We start from the raw sequence: 19,575 nt of genomic DNA on the forward strand, positions 1-19,575 counted from the left end.
GAGATTGGCGTATCAAATCCCGCCTCAGCTTAGCCCCAGTTCTCGCCAGATCCGCATGACCTGTCGCCGTTCGTCCGCGAACTGGTCGCCGGGAATTACCCCCGGGTCCTTCTGCAAGGCCTGCCGGTGGGCGGCGGAGCGGTAAGCTTTATAGGCTTCACGCAACAGGCTGGCATCTTCGGCGGGCATCAGGCCTTCGTGCTCCAGCTCTTCCAGAATGCGGATATTGTCCGTCCAGCGCAGCAATGGCGGATGTGTTTCGGACCACGCCAGGGCCGCGTATTGCACCATAAATTCAATATCGACGATACCTCCGGCGTCCTGCTTGAGATCGAACGGCGCCGTGGCCTCGAAGGCATTTGCCCCGGTGCCGGCAGCAGTGCTCTTGCTGCCGAGGTTGTCGCGCATCTTGGCGCGCATCTCACTGACCTCCTGGCGCAAGGTCGGCAAATCACGCGCCTTGCCCAGGATCGACGCGCGAACCTGTTCAAACGCCCGACCAACATCCTCACTGCCCACGAGCACCCGAGCCCGAACCAATGCTTGATGCTCCCAGGTCCAGGCTTCATTTTCCTGATAGCGGGCAAAGGCCCCCAGCGAACTCACCAGCAACCCTGCCGCACCGGACGGTCGCAGGCGCATATCCACTTCATAGAGCTGGCCGGAGTTGGTCTGGGCCGTCAGCAAGTGAATGATCCGCTGCCCCAGGCGGGTAAAGAATTGTGCACCGTCGATAGGCTTCGGCCCGTCGGTTTCCGCTTGCGGATCGCCATCATGGATGAACACCAGATCCAGGTCCGAACCATGCCCCAACTCCAGGCCGCCGACCTTTCCATAACCGACAATGATGAAGCCAGGATCGCACAGGGTACCGTCTGTGCGCAGCGGCGTACCGTACTTGGCCACGGTTTGACGCCAGGCCAGGGCGAGCACTTGCTCCAGAATCGCTTCGGCGAGCCAGGTCAGGTAATCACTGACTTTCATCAGCGGCAGGCTGCCGGCGATTTCCGACGCGGCCACCCGCAAGCGGTGCGCCAGTTTGAAATGGCGCAAGGCTTCCATTTGCTGTTCGAGGTCGTCTTCGGGAATCCGCGTCAGGCGCTCGCGCAATTCGGCGGCCAGTTCCGGCGCCAGGGGTGGCTTGAACAGCCGGCCTTCGTTGAGCAGTTCGTCGAGCAGCAACGGGAAGCGGGTGATCTGTTCGGCGATCCACGGGCTCGCCGCGCACAGGGTCAGCAGGCGTCGCAAGGCGCCGGGGTTTTCGGTCAGCAGCACCAGATACGCCGAACGGCGAGCCACGGCTTCGACCAGTGGCAGCACCCGCTCCAGCACCAGGTCCGGGTTGGCGTGTTCCACGGCCTGAGCCAGCAAACGCGGGATAAACGCATCGAGGCGCTCACGTCCCAGACGCTGCATGGCGCGTAATTGCGGACTGCCGCGCAGGCTGGCCAGGGCCTTGAGCGCCTTGGGAGCGTCAGTGAAACCGCCCTCCTGCAACTGGCGACAGGCCGCCTCTTCATCCTGAGCTTCTTCCCAAAGCGGCAGCCACTCACCACCGACCACCACTTCACTTTCAGCATCGTCTTCGTCGGGATCGGCGATCACCTGGGCGAAGTGCCAGGCAATGCGGCCGCGCCAATACATCAGTTGCTCATGAAAAGCCGCCCAATCGGCGAAGCCCAACATAAAGGCAATGCGCGCCTGATCCTGTTCGCCGTCGGGCAGCATCTGCGTCTGGCGGTCGGCAATCGTCTGGATCGCATGTTCGGTGTATCGCAGGAATTCGTAGCCTTCGCGCAGCTCGCTGATCACCGCCGGCGGCAGATAACCCTGACCTTCCAGCGTGCTCAGCACCTTTAATAGTGGACGTTGTTGCAGGCTCAAGTCGCGGCCGCCATGGATCAACTGGAAAGCCTGGGCGATGAACTCGACTTCCCGGATGCCACCGGAGCCCAGCTTGATGTTGTCGGCCATGCCCTTGCGCCGCACTTCCTGCTGGATCAGCTGCTTCATGGTGCGCAGCGCTTCGATGGCCGAAAAGTCCAGATAACGCCGGTAAACGAAGGGGCGCAGCATCTCTTGCAGTTGCGCGCCGGCCACTTGATCGCCAGCCACCACCCGCGACTTGATCATCGCGTAGCGTTCCCAGTCGCGGCCCTGGTCCTGGTAGTACTGCTCCAACGCGTTGAAGCTCAGGACCAGGGCACCCGCCGAACCGTAAGGCCGCAGGCGCATGTCGACGCGGAACACAAAGCCGTCGACGGTCATCGGGTCCAGCGCCTTGATCAGGCGCTGGCCAAGACGGATGAAAAATTCCTGGTTATCCAGCGGACGTTTCACGCCAACGGTTTCGCCGCCCTCGGGGTAAGCGAAAATCAGGTCGATGTCCGACGACAGATTGAGTTCCACCGCACCGAGCTTGCCCATGCCCAGGACAACCATTTGCTGCGGCTGGCCACTGCGTCGACCGGTCGGCACGCCGAACTGCTGGCAATGGCGCGAGTACAGCCACTGATAGGCCTGGTCGATGCTGGCATCGGCCATGTCGGAAAGGTCGCGGCAGGTCTGCACCAGATCGGCCTGGCGGGTCAGGTCACGCCAGATAATCCGTACCTGATGACGCGCACGTTGACGGCGCAACGCGCGGCCGAGCTGATCATCGGTCTCGGCGGCGCTCACCGCCGCGGCAATCTGCGCGCACAACTCGCCGGGAGCGAAGCTGCGGTCGAGTTCGCCGGACCGCACCAGGTCCAGCAACATCAAAGGGTCACGAACACTCTGTTCAATCACGAAATCGCTGGCGGCGGTCACACGGGCAAATTGCGCCCAGCGTTCAGGCGTCCAGGCGGACAGGCCATGGTCATCGTCCAAAGCACTGACGGCGGTACGAAACGACTGCTCTGCACGGGTGACAAACGGCAGCAGAATGGCGGGCAGTTCGGCGAGCGAAGGGAGGCTCATGGTCTATCCTTGATCGGCGTGTATTGGGCTGCATGTAGTGAATCTGGCAAACACACTACCTGGAGGACTGTCGAACAAAAGTTAGAAATAGCTGAAAATTCTTTTTTTTTGGCAGCCAGCATCAAGCTTTCACCTTTTTCGGTTGGCAAAAGACCAACCTTAACGATTATTCTCACAACGCAGCCGGGGGCCACAAGCCGCTTATCTGTAGTTTTACTACTCGTATATACATTAACAAGGCTGAAATGCCGGATGATTTGTAGTAAAACTACACGCCGCCGGAACAACCTATCGGCAATCCAAGAATTCATAACGTCTGCCCACAAGGCCAGTCGCTAACTCAGGCAACCGATTCTGGTAGCCTTTCCGCCCTGGAGCAAGCCATGCAAGACCTCGATCCCGTCGAAACCCAGGAATGGCTGGACGCCCTGGAATCGGTTCTCGACAAAGAAGGCGAAGACCGTGCTCACTATCTGATGACCCGTATGGGTGAACTCGCGACCCGCAGCGGTTCGCAGTTGCCTTACGCCATCACCACGCCTTACCGCAACACGATCCCCGTTACCCACGAAGCACGCATGCCTGGCGACCTGTTCATGGAACGCCGCATTCGCTCGCTGGTACGCTGGAACGCGATGGCCATGGTAATGCGTACGAACCTGAAAGACTCTGACCTCGGCGGTCACATCTCCAGCTTCGCTTCCAGCGCGACCCTGTATGACATCGGCTTCAACTACTTCTTCCAGGCCCCGACCGACGAGCACGGCGGCGACCTGATCTACTTCCAGGGTCACACTTCTCCAGGTGTTTACGCCCGTGCGTTCATGGAAGGCCGCATCACCGAAGACCAGATGAACAACTTCCGCCAGGAAGTCGACGGTCAGGGCCTGTCGTCCTACCCGCACCCGTGGCTGATGCCTGACTTCTGGCAGTTCCCGACCGTGTCCATGGGTCTGGGCCCGATCCAGGCGATCTACCAGGCACGTTTCATGAAGTACCTGGAAGCCCGTGGCTTCATTCCTGCCGGCAAGCAAAAAATCTGGTGCTTCCTGGGCGACGGCGAGTGCGACGAGCCGGAATCCCTGGGCGCGATCTCGCTGGCTGGCCGCGAGAAGCTCGACAACCTGATCTTCGTCATCAACTGCAACCTGCAGCGCCTCGACGGCCCGGTTCGCGGCAACGGCAAGATCATCCAGGAACTCGAAGGCGTGTTCCGCGGTGCTCAGTGGAACGTGACCAAAGTCATCTGGGGCCGTTTCTGGGACCCACTGCTGGCCAAGGACGTCGACGGCATCCTGCAACGTCGCATGGACGAAGTCATCGACGGCGAGTACCAGAACTACAAAGCCAAAGACGGCGCGTTCGTGCGTGAACACTTCTTCAACTCGCCAGAACTCAAGGCGATGGTTGCAGACCTGTCCGACGACGAGATCTGGAAGCTCAACCGTGGCGGCCACGACCCGTACAAGGTCTATGCGGCATACCACGAAGCGGTCAACCACAAAGAACAACCGACCGTCATCCTGGCCAAGACCATCAAGGGTTATGGCACCGGTGCCGGCGAAGCGAAAAACACCGCGCACAACACCAAGAAAGTCGATGTCGACAGCCTGAAGTTGTTCCGCGACCGCTTCGACATTCCGGTCAAGGACGAAGAGCTGGAAAACCTGCCGTTCTTCCGGCCGGAGCCAAACAGCGCCGAAGCCCGCTACCTGAGCGAGCGCCGCACTGCATTGGGCGGTTTCGTACCACAGCGCCGCGCACAGAGCTTCAGCGTACCGACCCCGTCCCTCGATACCCTCAAGGCCATCCTCGACGGCTCGGGCGACCGTGAAATCTCCACCACCATGGCCTTCGTGCGCATCCTGGCGCAACTGGTCAAGGACAAGGAAATCGGCCCGCGCATCGTCCCGATCATCCCGGACGAAGCCCGTACCTTCGGTATGGAAGGCATGTTCCGTCAGTTGGGCATCTACTCCTCCGTCGGCCAGCTCTACGAGCCAGTCGATAAAGACCAGGTGATGTTCTACAAGGAAGACAAGAAGGGCCAGATCCTCGAAGAAGGCATCAACGAAGCGGGCGCCATGAGCTCCTTCATCGCTGCCGGCACTTCGTACTCCAACCACAACCAGCCAATGCTGCCGTTCTACATCTTCTATTCGATGTTCGGCTTCCAGCGCATCGGCGACCTGGCCTGGGCCGCTGGCGACAGCCGTACCCGTGGCTTCCTGATCGGCGGCACCGCCGGCCGCACCACGCTCAACGGCGAAGGCCTGCAACACGAAGACGGTCACAGCCACATCCTGGCTGCCACCATCCCGAACTGCCGCACCTTTGATCCGACCTACGGCTACGAGCTGGCGGTGATCATCCAGGACGGCATGAAGAAGATGACCGAAGAACAACAGGACATCTTCTACTACATCACCGTGATGAACGAATCCTACCAGCAGCCAGCCATGCCGGCCGGTGTCGAGGAAGGCATCGTCAAGGGCATGTACCTGCTCGAGGAAGACAACCGCGAAGCGGCGCACCACGTTCAGCTGATGGGCTCCGGCACCATCCTGCGTGAAGTCCGCGAAGCCGCGAAGATCCTGCGTGAAGAGTTCAACGTCGGCGCCGATGTGTGGAGCGTTACCAGCTTCAACGAACTGCGTCGCGACGGCCTGGCCGTTGAGCGCAGCAACCGTCTGCACCCTGGCCAGAAGCCTAAGCTGAGCTATGTGGAAGAGTGCCTGAACGGCCGCAAAGGTCCGGTCATCGCCTCTACCGACTACATGAAACTGTTCGCCGAGCAGATCCGTCAGTGGGTACCGTCCAAGGAATTCAAAGTCCTGGGCACCGACGGTTTCGGTCGCAGCGACAGCCGCAAGAAACTGCGTCATTTCTTCGAAGTCGACCGTCATTTCGTGGTGCTGGCAGCCCTGGAAGCCTTGGCTGACCGTGGTGACATCGAACCTAAAGTGGTGGCCGAGGCCATCGCCAAGTTCGGTATCAACCCGGAAAAACGCAACCCACTGGACTGCTGAGGAGAGATTCTGTGAGCGAACTCATTCGCGTACCTGACATCGGCAGCGGTGAAGGTGAAGTAATTGAACTGTTTGTGAAGGTCGGCGACCGTATCGAAGCCGATCAGAGCATCCTGACGCTGGAATCGGACAAGGCGAGCATGGAAGTCCCTGCTCCCAAGGCCGGCATCATCAAGAGCCTGAAAGTGAAGCTGGGCGATCGCCTGAAAGAAGGCGACGAGTTGCTGGAGCTGGAAGTCGAAGGTGCCGCTGCGGCGGCCCCGGTGGCTGCCGCTGCGCCTGCTGCAAAAGCAGAAGCCGCACCTGCTCCTGCCGCTGCTCCAGCACCGGCCGCGCCTGCCGCTGCACCTGCTGCCGCTTCGGTTCAGCAAGTGCACGTGCCGGACATCGGTTCGTCGGGCAAGGCCCAGATCATCGAGATCCAGGTCAAGGTCGGCGACACCGTCGCGGCTGATCAGTCGCTGATCACCCTGGAATCCGACAAGGCCAGCATGGAAATCCCGTCGCCTGCCGCTGGCGTGGTCAAGGCCATCAGCGTCAAGCTTAACGACGAAGTCGGCACCGGCGACCTGATTCTGGACCTGGAAGTGGCGGGTGCTGCGGCGCCGGCGGCTGCCGCTCCGGCCCAGGCTGCCGCTCCTGCCGCCGCTGCTCCTGCGCCTGCCGCTGCTGCTCCGGCCGCACCGGTGGCCGACAGCGTTCAGGACATCCACGTTCCGGACATCGGTTCGTCGGGCAAGGCCAAGATCATCGAAGTCCTGGTCAAGGCCGGCGACAGCGTTGAAGCCGACCAGTCGCTGATCACCCTGGAATCCGACAAGGCGAGCATGGAAATCCCGTCGCCTGCCGCTGGCGTGGTGGAAAGCGTTTCGATCAAGCTGGACGACGAAGTCGGTACCGGCGACCTGATCCTGAAGCTGAAAGTCAAAGGCGCCGCACCGGCTGCTGCTCCGGCACCTGCCGCCGCTGCGCCGAGTGCTCCAGCTCCAGCCGCCGCTGCTGCTCCTGCTGCGGCCGCACCGGTTGCTGCCCCGGCTGCAGCTCCAGCCAAGCCAGGCGCCAAGGTTCACGCCGGCCCGGCCGTGCGCCAACTGGCCCGTGAATTCGGTGTCGAGCTGAGCGCCGTGGGCGCCAGCGGCCCGCACGGTCGCATCCTCAAGGAAGACGTGCAGGTCTACGTCAAAGCCATGATGCAGAAGGCCAAGGAAGCACCGGCCGCTGCTGCCGGCGCAACCGGTGGGGCGGGCATCCCGCCGATTCCGGTCGTGGACTTCAGCCGCTTCGGTGAAACCGAAGAAGTGCCGATGACCCGCCTGATGCAAATCGGCGCGTCGAGCCTGCATCGCAGCTGGCTGAACATCCCGCACGTGACTCAGTTCGATTCGGCTGATATCACTGAGCTGGAAGCGTTCCGTATCGCTCAAAAAGCCGTTGCAGAGAAGGCTGGCGTCAAGCTGACCATCCTGCCGCTGCTGCTCAAGTCCTGCGCCCACCTGCTCAAGGAACTGCCGGACTTCAACAGTTCGCTGGCGCCAAGCGGCAAGGCGATCATCCGCAAGAAGTACGTGAACATCGGCTTCGCGGTCGACACGCCAGAAGGTCTGCTGGTACCGGTCATCAAGAACGTCGACCAGAAGAGCCTGCTGCAGCTTGCGGCTGAAGCGGCTGCGCTGGCTGCCAAGGCGCGCGACAAGAAGCTTACCGCTGACGACATGCAAGGCGCCTGCTTCACCATTTCCAGCCTCGGCCACATTGGCGGCACCGGCTTCACGCCGATCGTCAACGCGCCGGAAGTGGCGATCCTCGGTGTTTCCAAGGCAACCATCCAGCCAGTCTGGGACGGCAAAGCCTTCCAGCCGAAACTGATGCTGCCGCTGTCGCTGTCCTACGATCACCGCGTGATCAACGGCGCCGCTGCTGCACGCTTCACCAAGCGTCTGAGCGACCTGCTGGCGGACATCCGTACCATCCTGCTGTAACACCGGCCGGCCCTCCTTCACCGGAGGGCCTGTCGCGTTCTGTTTTCCGAGCGCCACGCTCGTACCTCAACCCCGCCAATTTGGCGGGGCTTTTTTTGCCTGCGTTTTTTAATCGAAAAGAATGCCTTCCTACATTTGTGGCTGATATCGCCCACAACTCCAATCCATTTCGGCTCGATATTTTTCAGGGTTCAATAATTAGTCTTAGTTACACCGTTATTGCACACCCCCAAAACAACTTCACCTGACCGAATGGCAGAACGCCGAATGGAATCGAATATGTTCCAACCAACAGTGGGCCCGATTATTGGCCATACGACAACTAACCATGTCCGAATATTCTTGCGCGGAGATAAACATAAGGGCGCCCTGGTATTTGCCGGCATTCGCTATCGACGACGCGGTGAAGAACGCTGGTCAAAAGGCACTTTCGCAAAACTCGACAGCCTGCGCGACATGTCCGAAGTCATTGCGCTCAACGATCTGGCTGCCGACACCGACCATGAATACCAGGCCGGCTGGTTCAGCCCGATGAACCCGGTGCACACCGTGGAGACGGTTCAGGAGCTGCCGCTGCAATGGCCGCGACAGATCCACCGCTTTCGCACCCGCTCCAGCCAGCAGACCCTGCCCAGAGCCTACATTGTGGGGTCTTGCCGCTATCTGCGCATCACCGCGGGCATTGCCGCCGCGCCTCATGTGGGCGACAGGATTTTTGCCTCGATATCCAATGTGGTCGAACAAGCCGAGCCGCCCGTCAGCGCCATGTTAATGACAGGCGATCAGATTTACGTCGATGATCTGAACTTCCTCGCCCCCGACCGGGAACTCGGGGAAATTCTTCACAAGTACCGCGTGGCATTCTCGCAACCGAACATCGCAAAGTTAATGTCCAGCCTGCCAACTTATATGATCCTCGATGATCATGAAATCGAGGACAACTGGCCAGCCAACAAGAACAAATCCGACGACCACTTATATGCCAATGCAACAAAGGCCTACGAGTTATATCAAGCCAGCCACAGCCCTGCACACGAACTTTCTGCCAGCGGGAAAATAAATAGAAAGCTGGACAAATATTGGTATCAGTTCACAGAAGGCGATATCGAATGGTTTGTCACCGACAGCAGAACACGGCGCAATCTTTCGGCAGCCGACCGCCGCATTCTGGATGCCGAGCAGGAATACGCATTGTGCAAATGGCTGATCCACAGCCCGGCGCGGGTCAAGTTCGTGGTCACCAGCGTGATGTTCTACCCTGACTGCAAGCGCTCGGACGATGACGCCTGGCAAGCCTTCCCCGAGCAACGGCTACGACTGCTGGAGACGATTCGTACTCACCGCATCCAGAATGTCGTCTTCGTTTCCGGTGACGTCCACGGCTCCCTGACCAGCCGCCTGACCCACAGTGAAGACCCTGACTTCGAACTCCACACCATCGTCTCCTCACCGCTGTGCAACAGCAAAATGCTGCCCTACGCCAAAGCCGAAACCTTCATCCTCGACCAACCCTTGGTCAGAACCGCTGCGGGGGACTATCGCCAGCAACTGACCGGCAAAGTGATCAGCCAGGACAACTTCGCGCACGTGATCGTCGATACGCAGCACATTCATGTGCGCTATCACGATCGGGATGGCAACCTTCTACAGGCGACCCGCATTTCGTTGCGATAGGAGCAAAAGATCGCAGTCCGTGGCACTGCCAAAGAGGTCCGCCATTTCCATATATAGCTGCCAAAAGGCTGCGATCTGTTCTGCCAACACCTTTAATCCTGACGCCGATTGAAGAAATCTTCACTTCGAAGGACATATTCTTATAGCACTTGGCCTTCATGTCTCTTGTCAGTCGGTATCGCAATGATGCAACCTTGCGGCAGGCAACAGTAAAGGGGCGAAAGCCCGGCGCATTCAGCAAATTCGAAGCGAGTTTCCCTCCATGAAAAGCCAACCCGATGCCGCCAGCCGTATGGTGGCCGAGGTAGTGACGCAGTTGCCTGTGCCCTCGCGGCTCGGCATGCTGCGTTTCGAACGGCTGAATGAAGCAAGCTGGGCGCTGCTGTTTCTTGATCCCAATTGCGAACGCCAGTTCGGCCTGCCGGCCATGGAGCTGTGCGCTCTGGTCGGCTCGCCCTACGCCAGCCTGATGGAGCCGGAAGCGCGCTATCAATTGCATGATGCGATCCAGCACCAACTGAGCGAACACTCGCACTACCTGATCCGCTACACCCTGCACACCGCCTCCGGCTCGCTGAACCTGCTGGAAATGGGCGAACCCTACAAGCAACACAATCGACACCTGCTGCGCGGTTACCTGCTGGTGATCGACGGCCTGTTCGAAGATGACCCCTTGCTGCCGGCCCTGGATCTGGAAAACCAGAACTCGCGCCTGCAAATCGCCCTGGAACTCAACCAGCGCGCCCAGCAGGAACAACTGCAGCATCTGGAACGGGCGCGCGCCCAGCAGGACCTGATCCTGCTGCTGACCCGCCAGCGCTACAGCAGCAACAATTCCCTGCAGGAAGCCGCCGAGCTGATTACGCGAAGCGCCTGTGATATCTACGCAATCGACTGCGCCAGCCTGTGGAACCTGGAAGGCTCGATGCTGGTGCCCATCTCGGCCTATCACCGCACCAGCGGGGAATACCTGCTGCCGGCGCCCATCGACGCCAGCCATTTCCCCGACTACCTTGAAGCCTTGCAAACCGGCCGCGCCATCGATGCCCACAACGCCATTCGCGACCCGCGCACCCGGGACATGGCCGAAAGCCTGCTCCCGCGCAATGTCAACGCGATGCTCGACGCCAGCATTCGGGTCGATGGCCAAGTGGTCGGCGTACTGTGCCTGGAGCAATCCGGTGCGACCCGCCTCTGGCAGTCGGACGAAATCGCCTTTGCCGGCGAACTGGCCGATCAGTTCGCTCAGGTCATCAGCAATCACAACCGGCGCACCGCCACCAGCGCGCTGCACCTGTTCCAGCGGGCGGTCGAGCAAAGTGCCAACGCCTTTTTGCTGGTCAATTGCGATGGGGTGGTGGAGTACGTCAACCCGAGCTTCACCGCGATCACCCAGTACAGCACCGAAGAAGTCCATGGCCAGCGGCTGTCGGAACTGCCGGCCCTGGAAAACCTCAGCGAACTGTTGTTCGACGCGCCCTCGGCGCTGGCCAAGAGCAACAGCTGGCAAGGCGAATTCAAGAGCCGGCGCAAAAACCTCGAACCGTACTGGGGCCAGCTGTCGATTTCCAAGGTCTACGGCGACAATCGCGAGCTGACCCATTACATCGGCATCTACGAAGACATCACCCAGACCAAGCTCGCCCAGCAACGCATCGAGCGCCTGGCCTACACCGACAACCTGACCAACCTGGGCAATCGCCCGGCGTTCATCCGCAACCTCGACGAACGCTTCGCCCGCGATGCCGACACCCCGATCAGCCTGTTGCTGGTGGACATCGATAACTTCAAGCGGATCAACGACAGCCTCGGTCACCAGACCGGCGACAAACTGTTGATCAGCCTGGCCCGGCGCCTGCGCAACAGCCTTATCCCGAGCGGCAGCCTGGCGCGTTTTGCCAGTAACGAATTCGCCGTGTTGCTGGACAACAGCGACCTGGCGACAAGCCAACAAGTGGCCAATCAACTGCTGGCAACCCTCGACAAACCCATGTTCGTCGACAACCAGTTGATCAGCGTGACCGGCTCCGTGGGCCTGGCCTGTGCGCCACTGCACGGACGCGACCCGCAGACCCTGATGCGTAACGCCGGCCTGGCGCTGCACAAGGCCAAGGCCAACGGCAAACACCAGGTGCAAGTGTTCACCGAAGCCCTGAACGCCGAGGCCAGCTACAAGCTGTTCGTTGAAAACAACCTGCGCCGCGCCCTGACCCAGAACGAACTCGATGTGTTCTACCAGCCCAAGCTGTGCCTGCGTAGCGGTCGCCTGCTGGGGATGGAAGCGCTGCTGCGCTGGAATCATCCGGAAAAAGGCATGATCCGTCCGGACCAGTTCATCAGCGTGGCCGAGGAAACCGGCCTGATCATTCCCATCGGCAAATGGATCGCGCGCCAGGCCTGTCGCAAGAGCAAAGAGCTGACCGCCGCGGGCATGGGCAATCTTCAGGTGGCGATCAACCTGTCGCCCAAACAGTTTTCCGACCCGGACCTGGTGGCCTCCATCGCCAACATCCTCAAGGAAGAAGCGCTGCCCGCCCACTTGCTGGAACTGGAACTGACCGAAGGCCTGTTGCTGGAGGCCACCGAAGACACCCACCTGCAACTCGACCAGCTCAAGCGCCTGGGCCTGACCCTGGCCATGGACGACTTCGGCACCGGTTATTCGTCGCTTAGTTACTTGAAAAAATTCCCCATCGACATCATTAAGATCGATCGAAGCTTCATTCACGAAATCCCGGACAACCAGGACGACATGGAAATCACCTCCGCGGTGATCGCCATGGCCCATAACCTGAAACTCAAGGTCGTGGCTGAAGGCATCGAGACCGCCCAGCAACTGGCCTTCCTGCGTCGCCATCGCTGCGACGTTGGCCAGGGCTACCTGTTCGACAAACCGATCCCGGGCTCCGAGCTGATCGAAAAGCTCCAACGCTACCCGCGCGGCCCGATCGCCTGACAGCACACCTGCCCCCCACAGGGTTAGTGCGTAAATGGACGGTATTGGGCACACTGGCGGTCTGACGACATCTCAACCTGACTGAGAGGACTGATAATGGTTCTGCGCTCGGAAATTCTGGTGAACAAAAACGTGCTCCCTACTAAAGAACAAGCTCTGCCCGGCCGCGAAACCCCGATCAAGGTGCCGGACGAACACTTCGTCAACCACAACCCGCTGCTGGGTCCGTTCCCCGGCAACGTCGAGTTCGCCATCTTCGGCCTTGGCTGTTTCTGGGGCGCGGAGCGTCGGTTCTGGCAGCGTGAAGGCGTGTACAGCACCGCTGTGGGTTATGCCGGCGGTTTCACGCCGAACCCGACGTACGAAGAAGTCTGCTCGGGCCTGACCGGCCACAGCGAAGTCGTGCTCGTGGTCTACGAGCCGGAAAAAGTCAGCTACGAACAGCTGCTGAAGATGTTCTGGGAACTGCACAACCCGACCCAAGGCATGCGCCAGGGCAACGACATCGGCACCCAGTACCGCTCGGTGATCTACGCCACCAAACCAGAGCAACTGGAGGCGGCGAAGAAGAGCGCGCAAGTGTTCCAGGCCGAACTGACCAAGGCCGGCAAAGGCATCATCACCACCGAAATCGATGAAGCCCCAACCTTCTACTACGCCGAGGCGTATCACCAGCAATACCTGGCGAAAAACCCTGAAGGCTATTGCGGGATTGGCGGTACCGGCGTGACTTGCCCGATTTAATCGGTCAACAAACCTGTAGGAGCGAGTCTGCTCGCTCCTACAGGTACAGAGTCAACTCTCGGCAATCAACCAATCCATGCGCCACCCGCCCTGGGTCTGCCCGAGCTTCTCGGACAACCACGGCAGCAACTCACGCAACTCTTCCTCCAGCCCCCACGGCGGATTGGCAATCGCCAGCCCGGAACCGTTCAGGCTGTTGGGCGTATCCAGCGGATGCACCAGCAACTCCACGCGCAGCAACTTCGGCGCACCGGTGCCAGCCAGGTCCTGATAGAAACGGCGCAACGCACGCTGGTCCTTCACCGGGTACCAGATCGCCGCCACGGTTTGCCGCATCCGGCCAATCGCCTCTTTCAAGGACGCCGCGCAGCGCTGCATCTCGTCGAGCTTTTCGAACGGCGGGTCGATCAACATCACCGCGCGCTTCTCCGGCACCGGCAGCAAGGCACGCGGCACATGCCAGCCCTCGCCCAAGTGCACCTTGACCCGACGATCGCCGGCCATGTTGTCCTTGAGCAATACGCCGTCTTCCGGGTGCTTCTCATTGAGCAGCACGCGATCCTGAGGACGGGTCAGACGCCGCGCCAACTCCGGCGAGCCCGGGTAATAGCGCAACTGGCCATCCGGGTTCATTTCGTGCAGCACCTGCATGTAATCGGCGGTCAGGAGCGGCAGGTCCGGCTGATCCCACAAACGCGCGATGCCCTCCAGGTACTCACCGGTACGACTGGCCTGATCGCCCTGGAGGTCATACAGACCAATGCCGGCGTGGGTGTCGAGATAGGCAAACGGCTGCTCCTTGCGCGACATCAGGGCGATGAGGCGGGTCAAGGTCAGGTGTTTGAACACATCGGCGTGATTGCCGGCATGGAAGGCGTGACGATAATTCATGGCTGCTCCTGCGAAGGCCGGGAAGTTTACCTTTTACCGGCCGGCAAGTCAGGGGTTGGCGACAGAGCGGCCCCCTACACTACAGCGGTGACCGAGCCCGCAACCGCCGCCCAACCACATCCAGCACATCGCAGCCATCGCGCAACGAAATGGCGCAGAGCAAGGCGAAGTCGCTGAGGATGAAAGACTCGCACTCGATCGAACCTCGCATGGACAGGTTTTCAAGCACCTGGGTGACGGCGCGAATGCGATGGTTGGCCGCGTCATACAAAACATCAAGCGGCGCGTGGGTGTCGACAAACAGGGTGGGCATGTCGCTGCAGTTGCTGGTCAATGCCATGAAGCGATTGTCGGGATGAGGGGTCGGTTTTTCGTAGGGGGGATCGGGATGTATGGTTTTCATTTTTTAACCTCTGGTAGAAGCGGGGCTACCATCGGCCTTCCTACGGGCTTGGGTGGCAGCCATACGCGGGGTAGGAATATCGAGACCAGAGAACTCGACCACGCCGAAGCGTGCCCGCGCACAGCCGCCGCAACAGATCTTACGGACGCACGTTAGTGGCCGCAAATCAGGTGTCGACACCAAAGCGTTTCAACTGGTCTTAACGGGTTCCTACACCCCACCACTGAATGGTCAGTGACCGCCAAAGACTACCCATGAAACCGACGCGCCAACAGTTCACGAAAACCGTTACGTTTTGAAGGAAATGTCCGAAGACCTTGCCCGGAAATTTCGCAGCGGACCACATCCACAAAAGAGATTTGAGTCTGTTCAATCCTCTCCCGACCTTGGGCATAAGCCGTCACGCCAACTCCCGCTCGGCCTGCGCGGCTAGTTCCGCCTCACGCCCGGCGATGGCGGCTTCCAGTTCCGGGGAGCGTTTGGCCCACTGCTCGGGAGGCAGGGGTTTTGACCATTCGATGATGTCGGGATAGGGCAGGTCGGGCGGATAAGAAAGTTTCAAGTTCTGAAGTTTCTCCGCCAAGTAAGTGCCCAAAATCGTGATGCAGAAAACGCCCCAAAAAACGCCTAGCAGATTGCCCTTGCGCAAGTCGGTGATGATCGAACCAATTTGTGTTTCTTCGTAGGGAGCGATGCCGACACGACTTTCAGGAACCGCCTGCGGACCGACCTCCATATAACTGCGAACGCACTCCCACAACGCCATCGCCGTGGTGCCGCCGCCGCAGTTGAAGCCCAGTGAAAAATGCTTGTTGTCCTCCCTGGCCTGCGGGTCCGGGTTTTCAAAACCGATGATCAATAAACCCATGGTGGCGCGACCGGCCTGACTGACCGACGACTGCTGGGTGGCGGCGGCGGTCACGGTTTCCCACGGGACAATCCAGTATTCGCCATCGTCGCGCGGGACGCAGACTTCTCGGCGTTGGCGGTTGAAGCGCACGGGGAGCGGGACTTCGCGGAAGAGGCCTTGGATCAAGATCAGCACAGGAATACCCAAAATAACCGCCCCCAGGATCAAAATACCTTGGCTTAAATCAGGGTCGAGATTTCGAGTGAAGAAAGATATGGCTAAAAACACCATCAGCGTGGGCCACATCACCATCACCGCTGAACCGATGCTGTAATTGCAAATATCAATAAACACCCCGTTCTTGCGCCAGATGATGTTGAGTACGTCCTGCGGTTTTTCTCCGGTGGGTATAGGCAACGGCGCCAGGTAGTCATTGCGCGAAAGCAGCCGTTTTTTCGTGGTGCCTGCCGGTGGCGTGCTCATCGTTTGTCCTTGGGTTGCAGGTAAATCGCGCCGGGGTGGTCCTCGCCGAGCGGATAGTTCGGTACCCGATCCAGTTCCGGCGTCGGGTCCGCCCACAGCGCGGTCACGCCCGTTGAGTGATTCAGGGTAAAGGCCAGCCCTCGCTCGCCGCCGATGAAGTGTTGGGCGCCGAGCATGGCGGTCAATGGCGTGCGATAGCGCACACGCAGGACTCGGGTATGCGCCATCACGCCAACTCCCGCTCCGCCTGCGCGGCCAGTTCGGCTTCGCGTTCGGCGATGGCGACTTCCAGTTCCGGGGAGCGTTTGGCCCACTGCTCGGGAGGCAGGGGTTTTGACCATTCGGTGATGTCGGGATAGGGCAGGTCGGGGGGTGGCGATAATTTCCATTCCTGCAACATCATCGCCAGCGGACCGCCTAGAAATATGGCCCCGATGACAAGCCATAGCGCCTTGCCCACTTCCTGCGCGACCAGGTATCGCCTGATGCCATCCAGATATTCACAGCTAATACCCCAAACGACGTTTCTACCCCGCAGCTTTTCTCGCCCGCCTTCAAAGTCATTTGTGACTGGCAGAGCCTGCGGCCCTATCTCCATATAGCTGCGCATGCACTCCCACAACGCCATCGCCGTGGTCCCGCCGCCGCAGTTGAAGCCCAATGAATAGTGCTTATTGTCCTCCTTGGCCTGCGGGTCCGGGTTTTCGAAGCCAATGATCAACAAACCCATGGTGGCTCGACCAGCCTGACTGACCGACGACTGCTGGGTGGCGGCAGCGGTCACGGTTTCCCACGGGACAATCCAGTATTCGCCATCGTCGCGCGGGACGCAGACTTCACGGCGTTGGCGGTTGAAGCGCACGGGGAGAGGGACTTCGCTGAAGAGGCCATGGATCAAGATCAGTACCGGAATGCCCAAAATAATCGCCCCCAGGATCAAAACATCCTGGCTGAAATCAGAGTCGAGATTTCTCGTGAAGAAAGACATGGCTAAAAACAGCATCACCGAAGGCCACATCACCATCACCGCAGAGCCGATGTTGTAGCTGCCAACATCCAAAAAAACGTCGTTTTTGCGCCAGATGACATTGAGCACATCGGAAGGTTTTCTACCTGTGGGAATGGGCAATGGCGCCAGGTAGTCATTGCGCGAAAGCAGCCGTTTTTTCGTGCTGCCTGCCGGGGGCGTGCTCATCGTTTGCCCTTGGGTTGCAGGTACATCGCACCGGGATGGCCCTCGCCGAGCGGGTAGTTCGGCACCCGATCCAGTTCAGGCGTCGGGTCCGCCCATAGGGCTGTCACGCCCGTTGAGTGATTCAGGGTAAAGGCCAGCCCCCGCTCGCCGCCGATGAAGTGTTGGGCGCCGAGCATCGCGATCAATGGCGTGCGATAACGCACACGCAGGCCTCGGGTATGCACCATCACGCCAACTCCCGCTCCGCCTGCGCGGCCAGTTCCGCCTCGCGCTGGGCGATGGCGGCTTCCAGTTCCGGGGAGCGTTTGGCCCATTGCTCGGGAGGCAACGGTTTTGACCATTCGATGATCTCGGGGTAGAGCAGGTCTGGCGGCGGGTACAGCTTTTTCCTTTGCAGGTAGGTGGCGAGTGGAGCATTGAAGATAAATATGCCAAACACTCCTTCCCACAGCACTGTTAAAAACCAGCCGCGTTCTTTGGCTTTATCGTTCAGGTAATCGATGTAGTAACGCAGGTTGGCGCCGGAGTTAAGCGCTGCAGCCTCCGGTGCGGCTTCCGGACTAACCTCCATGTAGCTACGCATACACTCCCACAACGCCATCGCCGTGGTCCCGCCGCCGCAGTTGAAGCCCAATGAATAGTGCTTATTGTCTTCCCTGGCCTGCGGGTCCGGGTTTTCGAAGCCAATGATCAACAAACCCATGGTGGCTCGACCGGCCTGACTGACCGACGACTGCTGGGTGGCGGCGGCGGTCACGGTTTCCCACGGGACAATCCAGTATTCGCCATCGTCGCGCGGGACGCAGACTTCTCGGCGTTGGCGGTTGAAGCGCACGGGGAGAGGGACTTCGCGGAAGAGGCCATGGATCAAGATCAGTACCGGAATACCCAAAACAATCGCCCCCAGGATCAAAATACCTTGGCTGAAATCAGAGTCGAGATTTCTCGTGAAGAAAGACATGGCTAAAACCACCATCAGCGAAGGCCACATCACCATCACCGCAGAGCCGATGCTGTAGCTACCAACATCCAGAAACACCTCATTTTTGCGCCAGATAACGTTGAGCACATCGGAAGGTTTTCTACCTGTGGGGATGGGCAATGGCGCCAGGTAGTCATTGCGCGAAAGCAGCCGTTTTTTCGTGGTACCTACCGGGTGCGTGCTCATCGTTTGCCCTTGGGTTGCAGGTACATCGCACCGGGATGGTCCTCGCCGAGCGGGTAGTTCGGCACCCGATCCAGTTCAGGCGTCGGGTCCGCCCATAGGGCGGTCACGCCCGTTGAGTGATTCAGGGTAAAGGCCAGCCCTCGCTCGCCGCCGATGAAGTGTTGGGCGCCGAGCATGGCGGTCAATGGCGTGCGATAGCGCACACGCAGGGAAACCGTGGCGGGTTGGGAGCTCAAGACATTGCTCAGTGTGTTGAACGGGCCACTCAGGCGCAGGCCCTGCCCTTCCTTGAACGGTATCCACTGGCAGGCGCTGCTGGCCAGCCAGTGCGGTGTCAGGTCGCGCCAGGGACGCAGTGGCTTGAAATGATCGCGCCGGCCGGTTTTGATCTGTTCACGGTAGTTCAGGCTGTCCAGCGGATCACCGACCATGCTCAATTCCAGGTAGACACTGTCGGGTTCGGCACCTGGCAAGTCGAGGGTCAGGTGATTGATGGAACTGTAATACTCGAGGCGGGAAGGGCCATTACCATGGTTGGACTTCAAGTTGCTTTCCATGCTGACCCGAGGCGCATACAGGATGAAGTAGAGCCGGTCGAGCTCATCCTGCTGGGCCTTGGGCGGGATTGGCTGCAGATCGTTGGCCCGCGCCTTTGACCAGCAGCAGTTGTTCAGGAAGTTTTGCAGCGGGGTTTTCTGCAGGAGGCTGGTGATCAGGTGCAATACGCCCAGTATGAGAATCAGCCAGTTCAACGGTCCCATGTACAGCGTGTAACGCAAGATGGCGACATCGACGGTAATTGACCCTGCCAGGGCACGAGCGGTGTAGCCAACCCCTAACAGCGCTTGAGTGCCGAAGGTCGCTATTTGTCCACCGACCACGGTTTGGCGCATCTCCAACCACGGGTCGACTCGGCTTTGGGCACTCTCCAGTTGAATTTTCAGAGAGTTGAACTCTGCGAATGCTGCACCGACTGATAGCAGCCCAATCACTCCACCAAACAGAGTCAGTGTGGGTGCCGCTGACCCATAGAAGTGAAATCTATCCCGCCCCAACCCCTTCCGCACCTGACTATCAACCACCGCCACCAGCGCCGCCCCCGCATACAACGTCGCCGAAATCGTGTCATTGACCCGCCGGCTGTCCATCCCCTCCAACACCCCGGCCTGACTCAAATAGTTATTCGCATTGACCACGTTCAACAACAACGCCGCCAACGGCACCACCCCACCACTGTTGGCC

The 19,575-nt window shown here is 59.8% G+C and carries 13 protein-coding genes and 1 pseudogene; 5 read left to right on the forward strand and 9 right to left on the reverse strand.

All coding sequences use genetic code 11. The features are described from left to right. Positions 1 to 24: 24 nt before the first annotated feature. Positions 25 to 2,961, reverse strand: a complete 2,937-nt coding sequence (gene glnE / locus AC1Q6D_RS22560; RefSeq protein ID WP_103403363.1) for a bifunctional [glutamate--ammonia ligase]-adenylyl-L-tyrosine phosphorylase/[glutamate--ammonia-ligase] adenylyltransferase — start codon at positions 2,959 to 2,961, stop codon at positions 25 to 27. A 383-nt stretch (positions 2,962 to 3,344) separates the two neighbouring features. Here glnE and aceE point away from each other — a divergent pair, with 383 nt between their 5' ends. The 5 genes from aceE to msrA all read left to right on the forward strand — a co-directional run bounded on the left by aceE (position 3,345) and on the right by msrA (position 13,343). Further along, positions 3,345 to 5,990, forward strand: coding sequence for a pyruvate dehydrogenase (acetyl-transferring), homodimeric type (gene aceE / locus AC1Q6D_RS22565; RefSeq protein ID WP_047536585.1), 2,646 nt, complete (start codon positions 3,345 to 3,347; stop codon positions 5,988 to 5,990). An 11-nt stretch (positions 5,991 to 6,001) separates the two neighbouring features. Further along, the gene (gene aceF, locus AC1Q6D_RS22570) at positions 6,002 to 7,969 is read left to right on the forward strand and encodes a dihydrolipoyllysine-residue acetyltransferase (protein WP_103403364.1); all 1,968 of its coding nucleotides are present in this window, start codon (positions 6,002 to 6,004) and stop codon (positions 7,967 to 7,969) included. A 279-nt stretch (positions 7,970 to 8,248) separates the two neighbouring features. Further along, a complete protein-coding gene (locus tag AC1Q6D_RS22575; RefSeq protein WP_103403365.1) occupies positions 8,249 to 9,643 on the forward strand; it encodes an alkaline phosphatase D family protein in 1,395 nt (464 codons plus the stop codon). Positions 9,644 to 9,905: 262 nt separating this feature from the next. Continuing rightward, positions 9,906 to 12,599, forward strand: coding sequence for a putative bifunctional diguanylate cyclase/phosphodiesterase (locus AC1Q6D_RS22580; RefSeq protein WP_103403366.1), 2,694 nt, complete (start codon positions 9,906 to 9,908; stop codon positions 12,597 to 12,599). Positions 12,600 to 12,695: 96 nt separating this feature from the next. Further along, a complete protein-coding gene (msrA, locus tag AC1Q6D_RS22585) occupies positions 12,696 to 13,343 on the forward strand; it encodes a peptide-methionine (S)-S-oxide reductase MsrA (protein WP_103403367.1) in 648 nt (215 codons plus the stop codon). Positions 13,344 to 13,394: 51 nt separating this feature from the next. Here the strand turns inward: msrA and AC1Q6D_RS22590 are convergent, their stop codons facing one another. The 8 genes and pseudogenes from AC1Q6D_RS22590 to AC1Q6D_RS22625 all read right to left on the reverse strand — a co-directional run. Continuing rightward, positions 13,395 to 14,234 carry a 23S rRNA (adenine(2030)-N(6))-methyltransferase RlmJ gene (locus tag AC1Q6D_RS22590; RefSeq protein WP_103403368.1) on the reverse strand — a complete coding sequence of 280 codons (840 nt, stop codon included), beginning with the start codon at positions 14,232 to 14,234 and terminating at the stop codon, positions 13,395 to 13,397. A 79-nt stretch (positions 14,235 to 14,313) separates the two neighbouring features. Continuing rightward, entirely contained in the window at positions 14,314 to 14,637 is a 324-nt protein-coding gene (locus tag AC1Q6D_RS22595; protein ID WP_090465534.1) for a hypothetical protein, read from the reverse strand. A 400-nt stretch (positions 14,638 to 15,037) separates the two neighbouring features. After that, a complete protein-coding gene (locus AC1Q6D_RS22600; protein ID WP_103403369.1) occupies positions 15,038 to 15,970 on the reverse strand; it encodes a DUF6708 domain-containing protein in 933 nt (310 codons plus the stop codon). Next, positions 15,967 to 16,197, reverse strand: a complete 231-nt coding sequence (locus tag AC1Q6D_RS22605) for a hypothetical protein (RefSeq protein ID WP_103403370.1) — start codon at positions 16,195 to 16,197, stop codon at positions 15,967 to 15,969. Before AC1Q6D_RS22605 ends, AC1Q6D_RS22600 begins: the two co-directional genes overlap by 4 nt. Further along, entirely contained in the window at positions 16,197 to 17,165 is a 969-nt protein-coding gene (locus AC1Q6D_RS22610; RefSeq protein ID WP_103403371.1) for a hypothetical protein, read from the reverse strand. Before AC1Q6D_RS22610 ends, AC1Q6D_RS22605 begins: the two co-directional genes overlap by 1 nt. Further along, a complete protein-coding gene (locus tag AC1Q6D_RS22615) occupies positions 17,162 to 17,392 on the reverse strand; it encodes a hypothetical protein (protein WP_103403372.1) in 231 nt (76 codons plus the stop codon). The genes AC1Q6D_RS22610 and AC1Q6D_RS22615 overlap by 4 nt, the downstream gene beginning before the upstream one ends. Next, a complete protein-coding gene (locus AC1Q6D_RS22620; RefSeq protein ID WP_103403373.1) occupies positions 17,392 to 18,333 on the reverse strand; it encodes a hypothetical protein in 942 nt (313 codons plus the stop codon). The genes AC1Q6D_RS22615 and AC1Q6D_RS22620 overlap by 1 nt, the downstream gene beginning before the upstream one ends. Continuing rightward, positions 18,330 to 19,575: pseudogene (locus AC1Q6D_RS22625) on the reverse strand (toxin VasX); the annotation flags it as partial. The gene AC1Q6D_RS22620 and the pseudogene AC1Q6D_RS22625, both read right to left, overlap by 4 nt.

The organism is Pseudomonas sp. MT92 (genome assembly GCF_058792515.1).